This is a genomic window from Pseudomonas sp. D4002 (genome assembly GCF_013385665.1).
Lineage (GTDB): Bacteria > Pseudomonadota > Gammaproteobacteria > Pseudomonadales > Pseudomonadaceae > Aquipseudomonas.
In genome coordinates, this window is record NZ_JACAPN010000009.1 from 32,397 (window position 1) to 48,488 (window position 16,092).

Annotated in this window: 13 protein-coding genes and 1 pseudogene; 5 read left to right on the forward strand and 9 right to left on the reverse strand. The window is 63.0% G+C overall.

The window, feature by feature from the left end; translation table 11 throughout:
• Positions 1 to 158: 158 nt before the first annotated feature.
• The 3 genes and pseudogenes from HX824_RS02725 to HX824_RS02735 form a co-directional block, all read left to right on the forward strand.
• On the forward strand, positions 159 to 965 hold the full coding sequence (locus tag HX824_RS02725; RefSeq protein WP_003218739.1) for a TatD family hydrolase: 807 nt from the start codon (positions 159 to 161) through the stop codon (positions 963 to 965).
• A 96-nt stretch (positions 966 to 1,061) separates the two neighbouring features.
• Positions 1,062 to 2,543, forward strand: a complete 1,482-nt coding sequence (locus HX824_RS02730) for a methyl-accepting chemotaxis protein (RefSeq protein ID WP_177054107.1) — start codon at positions 1,062 to 1,064, stop codon at positions 2,541 to 2,543.
• 108 nt (positions 2,544 to 2,651) lie between these two features.
• Positions 2,652 to 2,909, forward strand: a pseudogene (locus HX824_RS02735) (terminase); the annotation flags it as partial.
• A gap of 19 nt (positions 2,910 to 2,928) precedes the next feature.
• On the opposite strand, the gene HX824_RS02740 reads toward HX824_RS02735, so the two are convergent.
• The 3 genes from HX824_RS02740 to HX824_RS02750 all read right to left on the reverse strand — a co-directional run bounded on the left by HX824_RS02740 (position 2,929) and on the right by HX824_RS02750 (position 4,951).
• A complete protein-coding gene (locus HX824_RS02740) occupies positions 2,929 to 3,726 on the reverse strand; it encodes an acyl-CoA thioesterase II (protein ID WP_008437738.1) in 798 nt (265 codons plus the stop codon).
• A 101-nt stretch (positions 3,727 to 3,827) separates the two neighbouring features.
• Positions 3,828 to 4,592, reverse strand: coding sequence for a CHAD domain-containing protein (locus tag HX824_RS02745; RefSeq protein ID WP_087693691.1), 765 nt, complete (start codon positions 4,590 to 4,592; stop codon positions 3,828 to 3,830).
• Between the two features lie 80 nt (positions 4,593 to 4,672).
• Positions 4,673 to 4,951, reverse strand: a complete 279-nt coding sequence (locus tag HX824_RS02750) for a hypothetical protein (protein ID WP_003218744.1) — start codon at positions 4,949 to 4,951, stop codon at positions 4,673 to 4,675.
• 217 nt (positions 4,952 to 5,168) lie between these two features.
• On the opposite strand from HX824_RS02750, the gene HX824_RS02755 reads away from it, so the two are divergent.
• Positions 5,169 to 6,206 carry a patatin-like phospholipase family protein gene (locus HX824_RS02755; RefSeq protein WP_087693690.1) on the forward strand — a complete coding sequence of 346 codons (1,038 nt, stop codon included), beginning with the start codon at positions 5,169 to 5,171 and terminating at the stop codon, positions 6,204 to 6,206.
• Between the two features lie 128 nt (positions 6,207 to 6,334).
• On the opposite strand, the gene HX824_RS02760 is transcribed toward HX824_RS02755, so the two are convergent.
• From HX824_RS02760 to kdpF, 6 genes are all read right to left on the reverse strand, one after another.
• On the reverse strand, positions 6,335 to 7,030 hold the full coding sequence (locus HX824_RS02760) for a response regulator (RefSeq protein WP_177054108.1): 696 nt from the start codon (positions 7,028 to 7,030) through the stop codon (positions 6,335 to 6,337).
• A gap of 37 nt (positions 7,031 to 7,067) precedes the next feature.
• Positions 7,068 to 9,719: a sensor histidine kinase KdpD gene (locus HX824_RS02765; RefSeq protein WP_177054109.1), complete on the reverse strand. Its 2,652-nt coding sequence runs from the start codon at positions 9,717 to 9,719 to the stop codon at positions 7,068 to 7,070.
• Positions 9,720 to 9,862: 143 nt separating this feature from the next.
• Entirely contained in the window at positions 9,863 to 10,408 is a 546-nt protein-coding gene (gene kdpC / locus HX824_RS02770) for a potassium-transporting ATPase subunit KdpC (protein WP_087693688.1), read from the reverse strand.
• A 67-nt stretch (positions 10,409 to 10,475) separates the two neighbouring features.
• Positions 10,476 to 12,533, reverse strand: a complete 2,058-nt coding sequence (kdpB, locus tag HX824_RS02775; protein WP_003218752.1) for a potassium-transporting ATPase subunit KdpB — start codon at positions 12,531 to 12,533, stop codon at positions 10,476 to 10,478.
• 12 nt (positions 12,534 to 12,545) lie between these two features.
• Positions 12,546 to 14,240 (reverse strand): potassium-transporting ATPase subunit KdpA, encoded by a 1,695-nt coding sequence (gene kdpA, locus HX824_RS02780; RefSeq protein WP_177054110.1) that lies wholly within the window; start codon positions 14,238 to 14,240, stop codon positions 12,546 to 12,548.
• 9 nt (positions 14,241 to 14,249) lie between these two features.
• Positions 14,250 to 14,339 (reverse strand): K(+)-transporting ATPase subunit F, encoded by a 90-nt coding sequence (gene kdpF, locus HX824_RS02785; protein WP_003218754.1) that lies wholly within the window; start codon positions 14,337 to 14,339, stop codon positions 14,250 to 14,252.
• 343 nt (positions 14,340 to 14,682) lie between these two features.
• Here kdpF and eat point away from each other — a divergent pair, with 343 nt between their 5' ends.
• The gene (gene eat, locus HX824_RS02790) at positions 14,683 to 16,047 is read left to right on the forward strand and encodes an ethanolamine permease (protein ID WP_003218757.1); all 1,365 of its coding nucleotides are present in this window, start codon (positions 14,683 to 14,685) and stop codon (positions 16,045 to 16,047) included.
• Positions 16,048 to 16,092 lie beyond the last annotated feature (45 nt).

A 16,092-nucleotide genomic window follows, 5' to 3' on the forward strand; every position in this document is an offset into this window, starting at 1 on the left:
GCAGGCTTTGGGCGCAAGGGTGGCACGGCAGATGGCGACAAACCAAACACGGTGTTACTTGCGACTTTCAAAGACAGCTTTAACTCGTTGTAGTTCTTGGCTTTTCTTATAAATCTACAGCTCTGATATGCTTTCCGACCGCAGGCGGAGGTAGCACCATGCAACTCATTGATATCGGCGTCAACCTGACCAACCCAAGTTTCGACGAAAAGCACCAGGCCGTTCTCGACCGTGCCTACGCCGCCGGGGTGAGCCAATTGGTGCTCACCGGTACCAGTGTCGATGGCAGCGAACAGGCCCTGGAGCTGTGCCAGCAACTGGACGAAAGTGGCCAACGCCTGTTCGCCACCGCCGGCATTCACCCCCACTCTGCCAGTGACTGGAACGCCGAAAGCGCCAGGCGCCTGCGCGGCCTGCTCAAGGAAAGTCGCGTGCGTGCGGTGGGTGAATGCGGGCTGGATTTCAACCGGGATTTCTCGCCGCGCCCCCAGCAGGAAAAAGTCCTCGAAGAACACCTGGCCCTGGCCGTGGAGTTGAAGCTCCCGGTATTCCTCCACGAACGTGACGCCAACCAGCGCCTGCTGGAAATCCTGCGGGACTACCGCGATCACCTGTCGGCCGCCGTGGTGCACTGCTTCACCGGCGAGCAGCGGGCGCTGTTCAGCTACCTCGACCTGGACCTGCATATCGGTATCACCGGCTGGATCTGTGACGAGCGCCGTGGGACGCACCTGCATCCGCTGGTCAGGGAAATTCCCCGGGGCCGTCTGATGCTGGAAAGCGACGCGCCCTACCTGCTGCCTCGCACCCTGCGGCCCAAGCCGAAAAACGGTCGCAACGAACCCGCCTATTTACCGGAAGTCCTACGGGAGGTCGCGTTGCACCGCGAAGAAACCGTGGAAGACCTGGCGCAACACAGCACCGCCTGTGCCCGCGCCTTTTTTGGATTGCCTGTGCCGGATTGACGCGGCGCATTGACCCATATCAAAACCCGGCATCCCGATAGCGGCAAAATAATGGCACCTTGCCAATGCTGTTTCCGCTATCAGAGAAAACCTTCCATGGGTGCCTGGCTTAGCAACATCTCGCTGAAGTACAAATTCTGGGCCGTGAACGCGGTCGCCTTCATCACCACCCTGCTGCTGGTGTTGTACGCCGTGCAGCTCGAACAACAGGTCCGCAGCCAGGCCTCACAGGCGTCGGCGCAAGCCCAGGGGCGCTTGCTCGGTGCCTGGCCCGCCGGCCAGCCACTGCCCAAGGGCGAGCACTGGCTGACGTTTGCCAGGGGCAAAGTCCCACAACTGGGCGACGAAGATCTGTCAGCCCTGGCCAACGCCAGTGGCTGGGTGGATTTCAATCACATGCCACTGCTCGGCGAAAACCCGCTGATGGGCGCCGAAGTAATCAGCCGTGCCGACGGTCAACAGGTCGCCGTGCTGGCCTACGGGCCCAGCTTGAGCCAAGTGTTCGAAGAACGCTTCGCCAACTACGCCGTAGCGGTGATGATTCTGATGCTGGCCATGCTCGGCGCCTCACAGCTGCTGATCCGCTTTCTCCTCAGCCAGCTCAACACCTTGAAAGACGTGATGCTGCACGTCGAGAAAACCGGCGACCTCTCGGCCCGCGTCCCCCTGGCCTGCAAGGATGAAGTCGGGCAGATGGCCAGCGCGTTCAACGCGATGCAGGCGGGTTATCAACGGGTGGTCAACACGGTTGCGCGCACCGCCAGGCAACTGGACGACGGCGCCGCACGCCTGGCCAGCAGCATGAACGAGGTGCAGCACGGCATGCTCGGCCAGCAAAGCGAAACCGACCAGGCCGCCACGGCGATCAACGAGATGACCGCCACCGTCTACCACATCGCCCAGCACGCCGGCGCCACCCGCGACCTGTCCCAGACGGCCGACACTCTCGCCGGCAGCGGTCAGGAAGTGGTCAGCCGGGTACAGCGCTCGATTGCCGGGCTGTCCACCGGCGTGCAGCAGACCGCCGAAATGATCCAGAAGCTGGCCGAGGACAGCCAGAAAATCAATGGCGTGGTCGGGGTGATTCACAGCATCGCCGAACAGACCAACCTGCTGGCCCTCAACGCCGCCATCGAAGCCGCCCGCGCCGGCGAAATGGGCCGGGGTTTTGCCGTGGTCGCCGACGAAGTGCGCAACCTGGCCAAGCGGGTGCAAAGCTCCACCGATGAAATCACCCGCATGGTGTCCGCCCTGCAAGCCGGCACCCGGGACGCGGTGGATTTCATGCAGGAAAGCTCGTTCAAGGCCGACGACTGTGTGCAACAGGCTCAAGAAGCCGGGATTGCCCTCGCCGAGATCACCGGCGCGGTGGCGCAGATGCGCGAGAGCAACACGCAGATTGCCGTGGCTGCCGAGCAGCAAAGCCATGTGGCCGAGGAAATGAACCGAGCGGTGGTGAGCATTCGGGACGTCACCGAAAACACCGTGCAGCAGACAGTAGACTCGGCGACCACCAGCAATGAGCTGGCGACCCTGGCCGGGGAACTGAGCAAAGCCATCGGCCAGTTGCGGCTCTAAACCCTGAAGGGGTGGCTATGGCCCCCATAGCCATCCTTGATTCGCGGCCCCACCCTGCCCGACCTAAACTCTGCTCAAGATGTTTCAACGGACAGAGGAATCACGATCATGGGCAAACGTCATCCGAATATCCCCGCCTGGCAATGGCGCACCCACCCGCAAAATCACCAGCACGGGACCAATCAAGTGTTGCAGCTGATTGCGCTGCCACTCCTGGTCATCGGTTTTCTGTTGATGGCATCGGGCGTGTTCAGCGAGAACCTGGCGAGTGCCGCCATCGGTATCGTCGGCATTCTGGCAGCCCTTGCATTGCAGCATCACGGTCGCCGCCTGGAGGCACGCGGCAGCGACGCCTCCAGCGATCAACACTTGCTGGTCTGAGGACTCAGGCGAACACCACCACCGACTGGCGGCTGATAGCGATCAACTGGCCGTCGGGGCTCCACAACTGCGCAGCCGCATGGCCATAGCCATCGCGGGCGTGCTCGATGTGGACCAGGTATTGGCACCAGTCCAGGGTGCTCAGGTTTTGCAGCGGTTGGACAAATTCGATGGTCCAGGTCAGGGTGCTGCCGGCCGCCGGTTGTTTCAGGTGCGGCAACACCGACGGTGGCCACGCATCCACCAGCGCGAGGATGTGCGCTTCGGTCAGCGGCTCTTCCTTTACATCGCCACGCAAGCGCACCCAGCCGCCCATCTCCCGGGATGTATTGCCGGTGAACGGCAGGCCACCGACGCTCCAGCGCATCGCCAGGTGGCGCATGAACTCCGGCGTCACGCCTTTGATGTAGGGCAACTCCTGGCATTCATCCCAATGCTTGAAGGTGGGCGCCGGTTCGGCGGCGACGTCAATCTGCGAAGGCCGTGATGCGCCAAAACTGGCCTGCACTAGGGTCATCGTTTCACCGTTCTGCACCACACGTCCCAGCACTTGGCTGACGGCCTTGCCTTCGCGCAACACTTCGACCTCGTAGCGGGCCGGCACATCCGGCGCCACCGGCCCCACAAAGGTGATCGCCAGTGAGCGCAACGGGCGATCCGCCGGGACTTTCGCCCGCAAGGCCTCGTACTCCAACGCCGCAACCAGCCCGCCAAAGCTGGCGCGGCCCTGGGCCCATTCGGCCGGGATCGAAACGTCCAACGGGTGGCTGCGGGCAGCGTCGAGCAAATCACTAAAGCGCATGGCGGTCTCAACTTGAAAAAGGAGTTGAGGGATCTTAACCAGCCGGCCTACACCATGCAGCGCCTATTCCGGCCAAAATCCCGGACAGATAGGTCGCAGGGTCAAGCGAAGCAGTCGGCGTTCAACTTATCCAAAACCCGATCCGCCTGCCCTTCCGCCTCGGCCATGGTGCGGTGCCAACCAGGCACGCACGCCTGCAAATCGGGCTCGTGCCCGGCTTGCGCCAGCCATTGCCAGCAATCGTGCCAATCACCCAGGGCGCCCTGGGCCGCCTTGAGACGCGATATGGCTTTGGGCGGTAGCTTGTTCAGCTCGGGATAAGCCTCGGCCGCATAACGCACGCGCTTGATCAACAGGCGCAGGCGATGACGGTCGTGGTTGGGGTCGTGCAGCGCTTCGCCGAGCTTCTTCCATTGCTTGGCCAGGCGTTTTTCAATGCGCGTGCGCAGGCCCTTGAGCAATTTCTGCCGTTGGGAGGCGCGGATAAAGCGGGGGAATGCTTCGAGGATCAACAGCAGTTGCGCCAGATCAGGCCCTTGTGCAACCGAGCGGTAGGTGGCCGGCTGCTGCCGGATACGCCGCTCGGCCGCCTCATGATGGCCGTGTTGGTGGAGGTACGCCGCCAGCACTTCGCGGTCGCGAAATGGCGTGGTCAGTTGGCCGACGGCACTGGCGGCCGCCTCGAGCTGCTCGACACCGGGCAACCCGCGCAATGGCCGCAACAGGCTGCGCAAGCGCCGCACCGTGGTGCGCAGATCATGCAGGGCCTCGTCGTCCGTGACGGCGGCGAGGCGCGCCTGGCAGCTCAGTAACCCAACTTCCAGGCCGATGACCTGAGCGACTAGCTGATCGACCAAGGCTGACATCCTTTCCTCCTCAATGATTAAACCTTCGGGCTTGAGGCCGCCGACGCAACCTCGTTGCACTCGACAACTGCTACGCGGGGTTAGCGCCCTGCGCGCGACTCACGAATATAGAAGCGGGCTTTCTCGGCCTTGGTCGAGCAGCCTTCGAAGGCTTCGAACTGCTGCTGGGTCTTGGCGCCAGTCAACAACGACAGAGCCTTGGAGTAACTCACGGTGCCGGCGAAACCTTCGGCCTTGGCCAGGTCCAGCTCGTGCCACGCAGCATCCAGTTGCGTGCCGCAGCTGTCGCGATAAGCGGTTTTCCCGGCACAACCGGCCAGGGCCAACACGATCACAGGCACACACATCCAGGCTTTCATCAAATGACACCTCAAGAAAAGAAAAAACAGTCACAGGTGTAGACGTTGCCTACACCGAAAAGTGCCTTATCCGACTGCCTGAATCCGCAGTCCCGATTGCCAGAGCATACCCGAGCGTGGTGGCCCGCTCGCGAAAATAATCGGTTGTGACAGTGATGATTGAAGCGCGCCCCTCGATGGGTGCATTGTGGTCACCTGTTTTGCGAAGGATCAGGTCATGAAGAAACGTGTTGCATTGGTGCTGGGCTCCGGCGGCGCCCGGGGCTACGCCCATATCGGCGTGATCGAGGAAATCGAAAAACGCGGCTACGACATCGCCTGCATTGCCGGTTGCTCCATGGGCGCCGTGGTGGGTGGGATCTATGCCGCGGGCAAGCTGGAAGAGTACCGAAACTGGATCGAAAGCCTCGACTACCTGGACGTACTGCGCCTGGTAGACGTGAGCTTTCGCCTGGGGGCGATCCGTGGCGAGAAGGTGTTCGGGCAGATCCGCAAGATCGTCGGCGAGATCAATATCGAAGACCTGCGCATTCCCTACACCGCCGTGGCCACGGACCTGACCAACCAGCAGGAAATCTGGTTCCAGGAAGGCTGCCTGCACCAGGCCATGCGGGCCTCGGCGGCGATTCCCAGCCTGTTCACCCCGGTGATGCAGGGCAATCGCATGCTGGTGGACGGCGGCTTGCTGAACCCTCTGCCGATCGTGCCGGTGGTGTCGAGCCACTGCGACCTGATCATTGCGGTCAACCTCAACTCCACCAACCAGAAGCACTACAAGCTTCCGGTGATCCAGCGTCCGCCGGCGTTCAGGAGCCGCTTCGACAACCTGGTGCGTTCACTGGGTTCGCACTTGCCGTTTCGGCGCAAGCAGGCCGAGCAGTTGTTGATGCTGGAACAGGAAGCGCTGCTGGCCCAGGCTGCCGACATCAACCCGTGGCTGGACTCTGCCGAACCCGAGGCGCAACAACCGGCGGCGGCACCGGAAAAGGCCGGGGCGCCAAAGTCGGCGACCGGCTCGTTCATCATCGATAACGTGGGGCCTGCATCGCTGCTGGATTTGATCAACCAGAGCTTTGAGGTGATGCAGACGTCATTGGCGCAGTACAAGATCGCCGGGTATCCGCCGGATATTCTGATCAACGTGCCGAAGCGCGTGTGCCGGTTTTTCGAGTTTTACAAAGCGCCGGAGTTGATCGCGCTGGGGCGGGAGATCGCGAGCGATACGCTGGATCGTTACGAGAGCGAGCAACACTGAGGTTTGATAAGCAGGGCTTGTGTGGCGAGGGAGCTTGCTCCCGCTGGAGTGCGAAGCGCTCCCAGGATTCTGGGGCTACTGCGCAGCCCAGCGGGAGCAAGCTCCCTCGCCACAGGTGAGCTAACGCTTCAGGCTTCGGTGTTCAATAGCCGATACCCAACACCGGCCTCAGTCACGATAAACCGTGGTCGGGTCGGATCATCCGCCAGTTTCTGGCGCAGATGCCCCACCACAATCCGCAGGTAATGGCTGTCTTCGGTATGGGTCGGGCCCCAGATATCCTTGAGCAGTTGCTGCTGGGTGATCACCCGCCCGGGATGCCGCGCCAGTTGCGCCAGTACCGCGTATTCCTTGCGGGTCAGCGCCACTTCGACACCGTCCAGCAGCACCCGCCGATAAGCCAGGTCTACCGTCAGCGGGCCAAAACGTAGTGCCGCTTCCTGGGCCTCCCCCGCCGGTGCCTGGCGCAACAACGCCCGCACCCGTGCAAGAAACTCCTGGATGCCAAATGGCTTGGTCACATAGTCATTGGCGCCGTTGTCCAGCGCCTCGACTTTTTGCACTTCACTGGCTCGCACCGACAACACCAGTACCGGTACCGTGGACCACTCACGAAACTCGCGCAGCACCTGCTGGCCGTCCATGTCCGGCAGGCCGAGGTCGAGCACCAGCAGGTCCGGTTTACTCAAGGCGGCCTGCGCCAGGCCTTCGTTGCCGGTGCCGGCCTCGATCACTTTGTAGCCCTGGGAGGCCAGGCTGATACGCAAGAACTTGCGGATCTGCGGTTCGTCGTCAATGACCAAAATCGTCGCAGTCTGGCTCATGGTGTCCAATCAAAATCCGTGAAGAAAAGAGGGTAGCTCAAGGTTCGCTTTCCAGGCCAGGCTGGGCCTGCAATGGCAGGAATAAAGTGATGCAGGTGCCACGGCCCTCAATGCCGTCGGCCACGCTGATATGCCCGCCGTGGGCGCCGACCATGCCCTGGCAGATCGCCAGGCCGAGCCCGGTGCCCTGCCCGCCGCGATCCCCCCTGGCGGCGGTGTAGAACATATCGAAAATCTTCGCCCGCTCCTCCTCGGGAATCCCCGGTCCCTCATCGGCAACAGCAAAAAACAACTGGTTATCCTGCACGCCCGCGCTGAGTTTCAGCCGGCCTTGTGGCGGCGAGAAGCGTGCGGCATTTTCCAGTACGTTGACCAGTGCTTGCTCGATCAACGCGGCATGCACGTAGAGCAGCGGCAGCTCGGGCGGCACGTCGGTGATCACCTGCAGCGGCGCCAATACCGCACGCAAGCGGCCCAGGGAGCTGCCGACGATATCGCCGGGTGACACCCAGTCCCGCGCCAGCTTCAGGGCGCCGTGGCCCAGGCGAGTCATGTCCAGCAGGTTCTGGATGTAGCGATCCAGGCGCTCAGCCTCATCGCGAGTGCCTTCCAGCAGCTCCCGGCGATCTTCCAGGGGAATCGCCTCGCCGAGGGCCAGCAGGCTGTCGATGCTGCCACGCATGGAGGTCAGCGGTGTGCGCAAATCGTGAGACACCGAAGCCAGCAAGGCGCTGCGCAATTGCTCGGTTTCGCCGTGCAGGCGCGCGGCTTCCAGCTCCTGGCCGAGTTGTGCACGGGCCAGGGCTTGAGCCAAGGGCTGGCTCAAGGCCGTGAGCAGGCGACGGCGCTGGCCGCTCAGTTCAAGCCCGGCCTTCGGGCTGACCCCCAGCAGACCCAACGGGCCTTCTTCGCTGGACAACGGCCACCACCACCAGCGCCCGAACGGCAAGGTGCCGGTGCCCATGCCGGCCGGCTGATCGTGCTGCCAGGCCCAGTCGGCGGCGGCGCGTTCGGCTTCAGTAAAGGTGATCGGGCCACCGGTCTCGACCTTCCAGTCGCCCTGCCCGTCGCGGTTGAGCAGGCACAATTGCAGGTCGCTCCAGCCTTCCAGATGATGCGCGGCGGCACTGATCACTGCCTGGCGATCGGTGGCGGCGGTGAGTTTGCGGGACAGGTCGAGCAGCTCGGTGGTTTCTTCCTGGGTATCGCGCAGCGCCTGCAACTGCCGGCGCTGGCGTGCAGCGAGATTACCGGTGAGCGCCGCCATCAGCAGGAAGAACAACAGCGTCAGCACGTCTTCTTCACGCTGGATCGCGAAGGAGAAATTCGGCGGGATGAACAGGAAGTCGTAGCTCAGGAATGACAGCGCCGCACACGCCAACGCCGGCCCCAGGCTACTGCGCACCGCCACCAGCAATACGGCGGCGAGGAACACCAGCGAGATATTCGGCAACGGCAAGGCACTGGCGACACCCCATGCGACTGCGGCCGCGATCACGGTCGCCACCACCGCCAGGGCATAGTCAAACCACACCAGCCCACGCACATCCGGCAGGCGCGGAGGGGCCGGAACTTCGTCGCTGTCGAGGACGTTGATTTCCAGGCCCCGTGCATTGCGCAGCAGGCGTGCCGCCAAGCCGCCACCAAACAGATTGCGCCGCCAGCGCGGCCGGGACTGCCCCACCAGAATCAAGCTGGCGCGACGCTCGGCGGCGTGCTGGATCAGGGTCTTGGCCACCTCCCCCGCTCGCAGCAACACCACTTCACCGCCAAGACGCTCGGCCAGTTGCTGGGCGTTTTGCAGACGCAGGCGCGATTGTTCATCCCGCACCCGGCCGTTATCCACATGCACCAGGCTCCACGGCAAATGCCGACGCTGGGCTACGCGGCTGGCATGACGCACCAGGCGTTCGGCCTGGGCATCGCCGTCCACGCCCACCAGCAAGCGGCCACGCACAGCCGGTGCGGCCTGGCCCAATTGGCGATAACCCTGGGCCAGGTCATCGTCGACATGGGCCGCCGCGGTTTGCATCGCCAGCTCGCGCAGGGCCATGAGGTTGGTCTGGGTGAAGAAGGCATCGATGGCAGCACGGGCCTGTTCCGGCACGTACACCTTGCCGTCCCGCAGGCGCTCCAGCAGTTCCCGGGATGGCAGGTCGATCAGCAGCAGTTCATCGGCTTCCTGCAAGACCCAGTCGGGCAAGGTCTCGCGCACTTGCACGCCGGTAATGCCGCGCACCTGGTCGTTGAGGCTTTCCAGGTGCTGGACGTTGACCGTGGTGAAGACGTTGATGCCCGCCGAGAGCAATTCCTGAATGTCTTGCCAGCGTTTTTCGTGGCGGCTGCCGGGGGCGTTGCTGTGGGCCAGTTCGTCCACCAGCACCAGTTTGGGCTTGGCGGCGAGCAGGCCGTCGAGGTCCATTTCCTCCAGCATCACGCCGCGGTATTCGGAACGCAGCAGCGGCTGTTGTGGCAAGCCGCTGAGCAAGGCTTCGGTCTCGGCGCGGCCGTGGGTTTCCACCACGCCGGCGATCAGCCGCACGCCCTGGCGCAGCTGGGTGTGGGCAGCCTGGAGCATGGCGTAGGTCTTGCCCACGCCGGGCGCGGCGCCGAGGAAGACTTTGAGCCGGCCACGGCCGTCCCGGGGTAGATCGGCTAACAGGGCATCGGCGCGGCCGGAGTCGCTCATGCGGGCGGTCTTCCTTCAGGTGTTGATGTGGGTTTCTTGAGTCCGCCTTCGCGAGCAAGCCCGCTCCCACATTCGACTGAGTTTCACCTTTGGAATGCGGTCAAATGTGGGAGCGGGCTTGCTCGCGAAAGCGGCGCCACGGCTTACAGTTTTTCCAAGGCCATGTTCAACGCCAGCACGTTCACCACCGGCGGCCCCACCAGCGGGCTTTCGATGTGCTCGTCCATCAAGCGCTGCAGGGTCGCCACCGGCAGATTACGCGCGGCAGCTACCCGGGCCAGTTGATAGGCAATTGCCTGCGGTGGCAAGTGTGGATCAAGACCGCTGCCGGAGGTAGTCAGCAATGCCATCGGCACCGGTCCCTGGTCTGGCACCAGCATTTTCCTGGCATCGTCAAATACACGAGTGGCCAGTGCGGGGTTGCTTGGGCCGAGGTTGCTGGCGCTGCTGGAAACCGTAGCAAACGCACCGGCAGATGGCCGTGGGTGGAACCAGCCGTCACCGGTGAAATCCTGGGCAATCAGGCTCGAACCACGCACCTTGCCGCTGGCATCGTGCACCAGGCTGCCGTTGGCCTGGTCAGGGAACGCGACTTGCGCCACACCGGTGACAACCAGGGGATAGGCCACGCCGGTGATCAGGCTCATCAACACCAGCAGGCTCAGGGCCGGGCGGATAATGTTGGACATTTCAAATTCCTCAATTCGGTCATTGCAACCTGCAGGCACCGGTTTGCCGGTACCTGCGGGCATCGAGTCAAACCAGGTGCAGCGCGGTCAACAGCATGTCGATCGCCTTGATGCCCACGAACGGCACCACGATCCCGCCCAGGCCGTAGATCAGCAGGTTGCGACGCAGCAATGCCGCCGCACTCGCCGCCTGTACGCGCACACCGCGCAGCGCCAGGGGGATCAGCACCACGATGATCAGCGCGTTGAACACGATGGCCGAGAGGATCGCGCTCTGCGGGCTTTGCAGGTGCATCACGTTGAGCACACCCAGTTGCGGGTAGATCGAGGCGAACAGCGCCGGCAGGATCGCGAAGTACTTGGCCACGTCGTTGGCGATGGAAAAGGTGGTCAGCGCACCACGGGTCACCAGCAATTCCTTGCCGATCTGCACCACGTCCAGCAGCTTGGTCGGGTCGCTGTCGAGGTCGACCATGTTGGCCGCTTCACGGGCGGCTTGCGTGCCGTCGTTCATTGCCATGCCGACGTCAGCCTGGGCCAGCGCCGGGGCGTCGTTGGCGCCGTCGCCGCACATCGCAACCAGGCGACCATCGTTCTGTTCGTGACGAATGCGCGCGAGTTTTTTCTCTGGGGTGGCTTCGGCGAGCACGTCATCCACACCGGCTTCAGCGGCAATCGCAGCAGCGGTCAGCGGGTTGTCGCCGGTCACCATCACGGTGCGGATCCCCAGCTTGCGCAGCTCGGCAAACCGTTCGCGGATGCCGGGCTTGACCACGTCCTTGAGGTGAATCGCGCCGAGCAATTTGCCGTCGGCACACACCAGCAATGGTGTGCCGCCGCTCTGGGCGATCTTGTCGATTTCCCGCGACAGCGCCGGTTGCAGGTCGCGGCGTTGCAGGCCAATGAACGCCAGCAGCGAATCCACGGCACCCTTACGGAACACACGGCCCTGGTAGTCGACGCCGGACAGGCGGGTTTCCGCGCTGAACGGTACCGAGGTCAGCTCATCCGTCGACGGCTCGGCTTGCGGGTGCTGGCCGCGCAGGTATTCGACGATGGACTTACCTTCGGCCGTGTCGTCCGCCAGGGATGCCAGCAGCGCGCCCTCGGCCAATTCCTTGCCGCTGACACCCGGCGCGGCGATCACGTTGGTGCAACGACGGTTACCGAAAGTGATGGTGCCGGTCTTGTCCAGCAACAGCACGTGCACGTCCCCCGCCGCTTCCACCGCGCGACCGGATTTGGCGATCACGTTGAGGCGCACCAGGCGGTCCATGCCGGCAATACCGATGGCCGACAACAGGCCGCCGATGGTGGTCGGAATCAGCGTCACCAGCAGCGCCACCAGAAACACCAGCGGCAGGTTGCCATTGGCGAAGTGGGCGAACGGCTGCAGGGTCACCACCACCAGCAGGAAGATCAGCGTCAGTCCGATCAGCAGGATGTCCAGCGCGATTTCGTTGGGGGTTTTCTGGCGCTTGGCGCCTTCCACCAGGGCGATCATGCGGTCCAGGGTCGACTCGCCCGGGTTGGCGGTGATGCGAATCATCAACCAGTCCGAGACCAGGCGGGTGTTGCCGGTGACGGCCGAGCGGTCGCCGCCGGATTCACGGATAACCGGGGCCGATTCACCGGTGATGGCCGCTTCGTTGACCGCGGCAATCCCTTCGATGACTTCGCCGTCACCCGGGATCATTTCCCCGGCGACCACGCGTACCACATCACCTTTGCGCAGGCTGGTGGCCGGCACGACCTTGAAGCTGCCGTCGGCTTCCTTGCGGCGGGCGCTGAGGCCCTCGCTGCCGGCCTTGAGGCTGTCGGCGCGGGCCTTGCCGCGGCCTTCAGCCAAGGCTTCGGCGAAGTTGGCAAACAGCACGGTGAACCACAGCCACACGGCGATTTGCACGGAGACGTAGGTCGGTACGGCCACCTCCGGCACGAAGCACAGGATGGTGGTGAGGATCGCGGTCAGTTCGACCACCAGCATCACCGGCGAGCGTTGCAGCTGGCGCGGGTCCAGCTTGACGAACGCCTGGACCAGCGCCGGGCGCCACAGGGCCGACATTGCGGTCTTGGCTGGCTCCTGGGTTTTCACCGGAGCCGCGTTTTTTGCAGGCATATTCATTTTCATATCCCCTTAGAAGCCCATGCTCAGATGTTCAGCGATAGGCCCAAGTGCCAGCGTCGGCAGGAAGGTCAGGCCGCCCACCAGCAAAATGGTCACGGTCAACAGGGTCACGAACAGCGGGCCGTGGGTCGGGAAGCTATTCTGGCCAATCGGTGCGGTCTTCTTCATCGCCAGGCTGCCGGCCAGGGCCAGTACCGGGAGGATGTAACCGAAGCGGCCAAGCAACATCGACAGGCTCAACATCAGGTTGTGGAACGCGGTGTTGGCACTGAAGCCGCCGAACGCCGAACCGTTGTTGGCACTGGCCGAGGTGTAGGCGTACAGCAACTGGCTGAAACCGTGGGGGCCAGGGTTACTGATGGCACCGGCCGGGCCAGGCAGGCTGGCGGCGATGGCACCGAGTACCAGGGTGCCGACCGGCATGACCAGCAAGGTCACCACCAGCAACTGCACTTCCTTGGCCTGGAGTTTCTTGCCGAGGTATTCCGGTGTACGGCCAATCATCAAACCGGCGAGGAACACCGCGATCAACACGTTGAGCAACATGCCGTACATGCCGGCACCGACGCCGCCGAAGATCACTTCGCCGACCATCATGTTGACCAGCGACACCATCCCGCTCAGGGGGTTGAGGCTGTCTTGCATACCGTTGACCGAACCGTTGGACGCGGCGGTGGTAGCCACCGACCACAACACGGTGCCAGTGGTGCCGAAGCGCGCTTCCTTACCTTCCTGCGGCGCGGCCTGTTCAACCGCCGGGTTGTTCAGCGCCGGGTTGGGCTGGTATTCGGCCCACATCGCGGTAGCACCGCCGATGATGAACAGGGCCAGCATGCAACCGAGGATCGCCCGGCTCTGACGCAGGTCTTTCACGTAGTGGCCAAAGGTGAACACCAGCGCCACCGGAATCAGGATGATCGCGCCCAGCTCAAACAGGTTGGCCCAGGCAGTCGGGTCTTCGAACGGATGCGCCGAGTTGACACCGAAGAAACCACCACCGTTGGTGCCCAGTTGCTTGATCGCAATCTGGCTGGCAGCCGGGCCCAGTGGGATGACCTGGTCAACGCCCTGCATGGTGACCGCGTTCACATAGTGAGCGAAGGTTTGTGGCACGCCCTGCCAGACCAGGAACAACGCGAACACCAGGCACAACGGCAACAGGCCGTAGAGCGTGGCGCGAGTCATGTCGACCCAGAAGTTGCCCAAAGTCTTGGTGGATTTGCGACCGATCCCACGGCACAACGCGACCAGTACGGCGAGGCCGGTGGCGGCACTGACGAAGTTCTGCACGGTGAGGCCGATCATCTGACTGAGGTAGCTCAGGGACGCTTCACCGCTGTAGTTCTGCCAGTTGGTGTTGGTCATGAAACTGATGGCGGTGTTGAACGCCAGGGTCCATTCCTGACCCGGCAATTTCTGCGGGTTCAGCGGCAGGTATTCCTGGAACAGCAGGATCGCGAACAGCAGCACGAAACCGGCAAGGTTGAACGCCAGCAACGCCAGCGCGTATTTCTGCCAGCTCTGTTCCTGGTCTGCATCGACCCCCGAAAGGCGATAGCACACGCGCTCGACCGGGCCGAACACCGGCGTGAGCCAGGTTCGCTGCCCTTCCATTACCTTGTAGTAGAACCGCCCCAGGGCCGGTGCCGGAATCAGCACCAAGGCAAAGAAGGCGATGATCAGCCAATAGTCATAACTGTGCATAGCCTGCTCCTAGTTCCGATCCGCGCGTAACAGCGCAACCAGCAGATAAATGAACAGCGCCACAGCCAACAGCAGTGACACCCCGTCCAGAACGCTCATGGAAGTTTCTCCGTCGTGCGGCGACTGCCGCGTGTAGGAGGATTGTCCGCAGGAGTGGCGTAAAGGAACGAGAGCGACGGTATGGGTGGGGCGTAAAGACGGCGTAAAGAGTGGGTTTATGCGGGGTTTACGGGGGTATGCACTTCAAATGTGGGAGCCGGGCTTGCCCGCGATAGCGTCAGACCAGACACCAACGCCCTCATCTGGTGCAGCGCTTGAAATGATTCAAACGCCAAACCGTTCCCTTGGCGACAGTTCGGCGCCTTTACGACACCGCATTGGCTAATGGCATGTCCGCTGCAATGCCCTGAAACATTCCAAACCGTTCAGGGAGAGCTACACGATGAACACACAACTCAAACCCACCTTGGGCACTCTGCATTTGTGGGGCATCGCGGTCGGGCTGGTGATTTCCGGAGAGTATTTCGGCTGGAGCTATGGCTGGGGCGTGGCGGGAACATTGGGCTTCCTGGTGACCTCGTTGATGGTCGCCGCCATGTACACCTGCTTTATATTCAGTTTCACCGAGCTGACCACCGCGATTCCTCATGCTGGCGGCCCGTTTGCCTACAGCCGCCGGGCGTTCGGCGAGAAAGGTGGCTTGATTGCCGGGCTGGCGACGCTGATCGAGTTCGTCTTCGCCCCACCCGCGATCGCCCTGGCCATCGGCGCATACCTGAACGTGCAGTTTCCGGCCCTCGATCCGAAACATGCGGCCGTCGGCGCCTACATTGTGTTCATGGGCCTGAACATCCTCGGGGTGAAGCTCGCGGCCACCTTTGAATTGGTGGTCTGCGTGCTTGCCGTGGCCGAGTTGCTGGTGTTCATGGGCGTGGTCGCTCCCGCCTTCAGCTTCAGCAACTTCGCCCTCAACGGCTGGGCCGGCTCCGACACCTTCGGCGCACCGGCGATCGCCGGAATGTTTGCGGCCATACCCTTTGCCATCTGGTTCTTCCTCGCCATCGAAGGCGCCGCCATGGCGGCCGAAGAGGCGAAAGATCCCAAGCGCACTATTCCAAAGGCCTACATCAGCGGCATCCTCACCCTGGTGATTCTGGCCATGGGCGTGATGTTCTTTGCCGGTGGCGTGGGTGACTGGCGCACCCTGTCGAACATCAACGACCCGCTGCCCCAGGCGATGAAAACCGTGGTCGGCGACAGCTCGGGCTGGCTGCACATGCTGGTGTGGATCGGCCTGTTCGGCCTGGTGGCCAGCTTCCACGGGATCATCCTGGGTTACTCCCGCCAATTCTTCGCCCTGGCGCGCGCGGGCTACCTGCCCTCCTTCCTCGCCAAACTGTCGCGCTTCCAGACGCCGCACCGGGCAATCATCGCCGGCGGCATCGTCGGCATCGCCGCCATCTACAGCGACGGGCTGATCAACCTGGGCGGCATGACCCTGACCGCCGCGATGATCACCATGGCGGTGTTCGGTGCCATCGTCATGTACATCATGAGCATGCTCAGCCTGTTCAAACTGCGCAAGACCGAACCGCTGCTGGAGCGGACCTTCCGCGCCCCGGGCTATCCAATCGTGCCGGGGATTGCGCTGGTACTGGCCGTGGTCTGCCTGGTGGCGATGGCGTGGTTCAACGCGCTGATCGGGCTGATCTTCCTGGGCTTCATGGTGGTGGGTTTTGTGTACTTCCAACTGACCGCGCAAGACCGCGCCGATGCACCGGCGGACGCTATGTTGACCGGGCTGTAAGGCTACCGGGGCAGAACGGGCCTACAATGAACTACTAAGAAAGCC

Excerpts from the sequence above, each read along its gene's own strand:
- HX824_RS02725 (WP_003218739.1), top strand. The coding sequence starts at position 159 with ATGCAACTCATTGATATCGGCGTCAACCTGACCAACCCAAGTTTCGAC.
- HX824_RS02730 (WP_177054107.1), top strand. The coding sequence starts at position 1,062 with ATGGGTGCCTGGCTTAGCAACATCTCGCTGAAGTACAAATTCTGGGCC.
- HX824_RS02740 (WP_008437738.1), bottom strand. The coding sequence starts at position 3,726 with ATGCGCTTTAGTGATTTGCTCGACGCTGCCCGCAGCCACCCGTTGGAC.
- HX824_RS02745 (WP_087693691.1), bottom strand. The coding sequence starts at position 4,592 with ATGTCAGCCTTGGTCGATCAGCTAGTCGCTCAGGTCATCGGCCTGGAA.
- HX824_RS02750 (WP_003218744.1), bottom strand. The coding sequence starts at position 4,951 with ATGAAAGCCTGGATGTGTGTGCCTGTGATCGTGTTGGCCCTGGCCGGT.
- HX824_RS02755 (WP_087693690.1), top strand. The coding sequence starts at position 5,169 with ATGAAGAAACGTGTTGCATTGGTGCTGGGCTCCGGCGGCGCCCGGGGC.
- HX824_RS02760 (WP_177054108.1), bottom strand. The coding sequence starts at position 7,030 with ATGAGCCAGACTGCGACGATTTTGGTCATTGACGACGAACCGCAGATC.
- HX824_RS02765 (WP_177054109.1), bottom strand. The coding sequence starts at position 9,719 with ATGAGCGACTCCGGCCGCGCCGATGCCCTGTTAGCCGATCTACCCCGG.
- kdpC (WP_087693688.1), bottom strand. The coding sequence starts at position 10,408 with ATGTCCAACATTATCCGCCCGGCCCTGAGCCTGCTGGTGTTGATGAGC.
- kdpB (WP_003218752.1), bottom strand. The coding sequence starts at position 12,533 with ATGAATATGCCTGCAAAAAACGCGGCTCCGGTGAAAACCCAGGAGCCA.
- kdpA (WP_177054110.1), bottom strand. The coding sequence starts at position 14,240 with ATGCACAGTTATGACTATTGGCTGATCATCGCCTTCTTTGCCTTGGTG.
- kdpF (WP_003218754.1), bottom strand. The coding sequence starts at position 14,339 with ATGAGCGTTCTGGACGGGGTGTCACTGCTGTTGGCTGTGGCGCTGTTC.
- eat (WP_003218757.1), top strand. The coding sequence starts at position 14,683 with ATGAACACACAACTCAAACCCACCTTGGGCACTCTGCATTTGTGGGGC.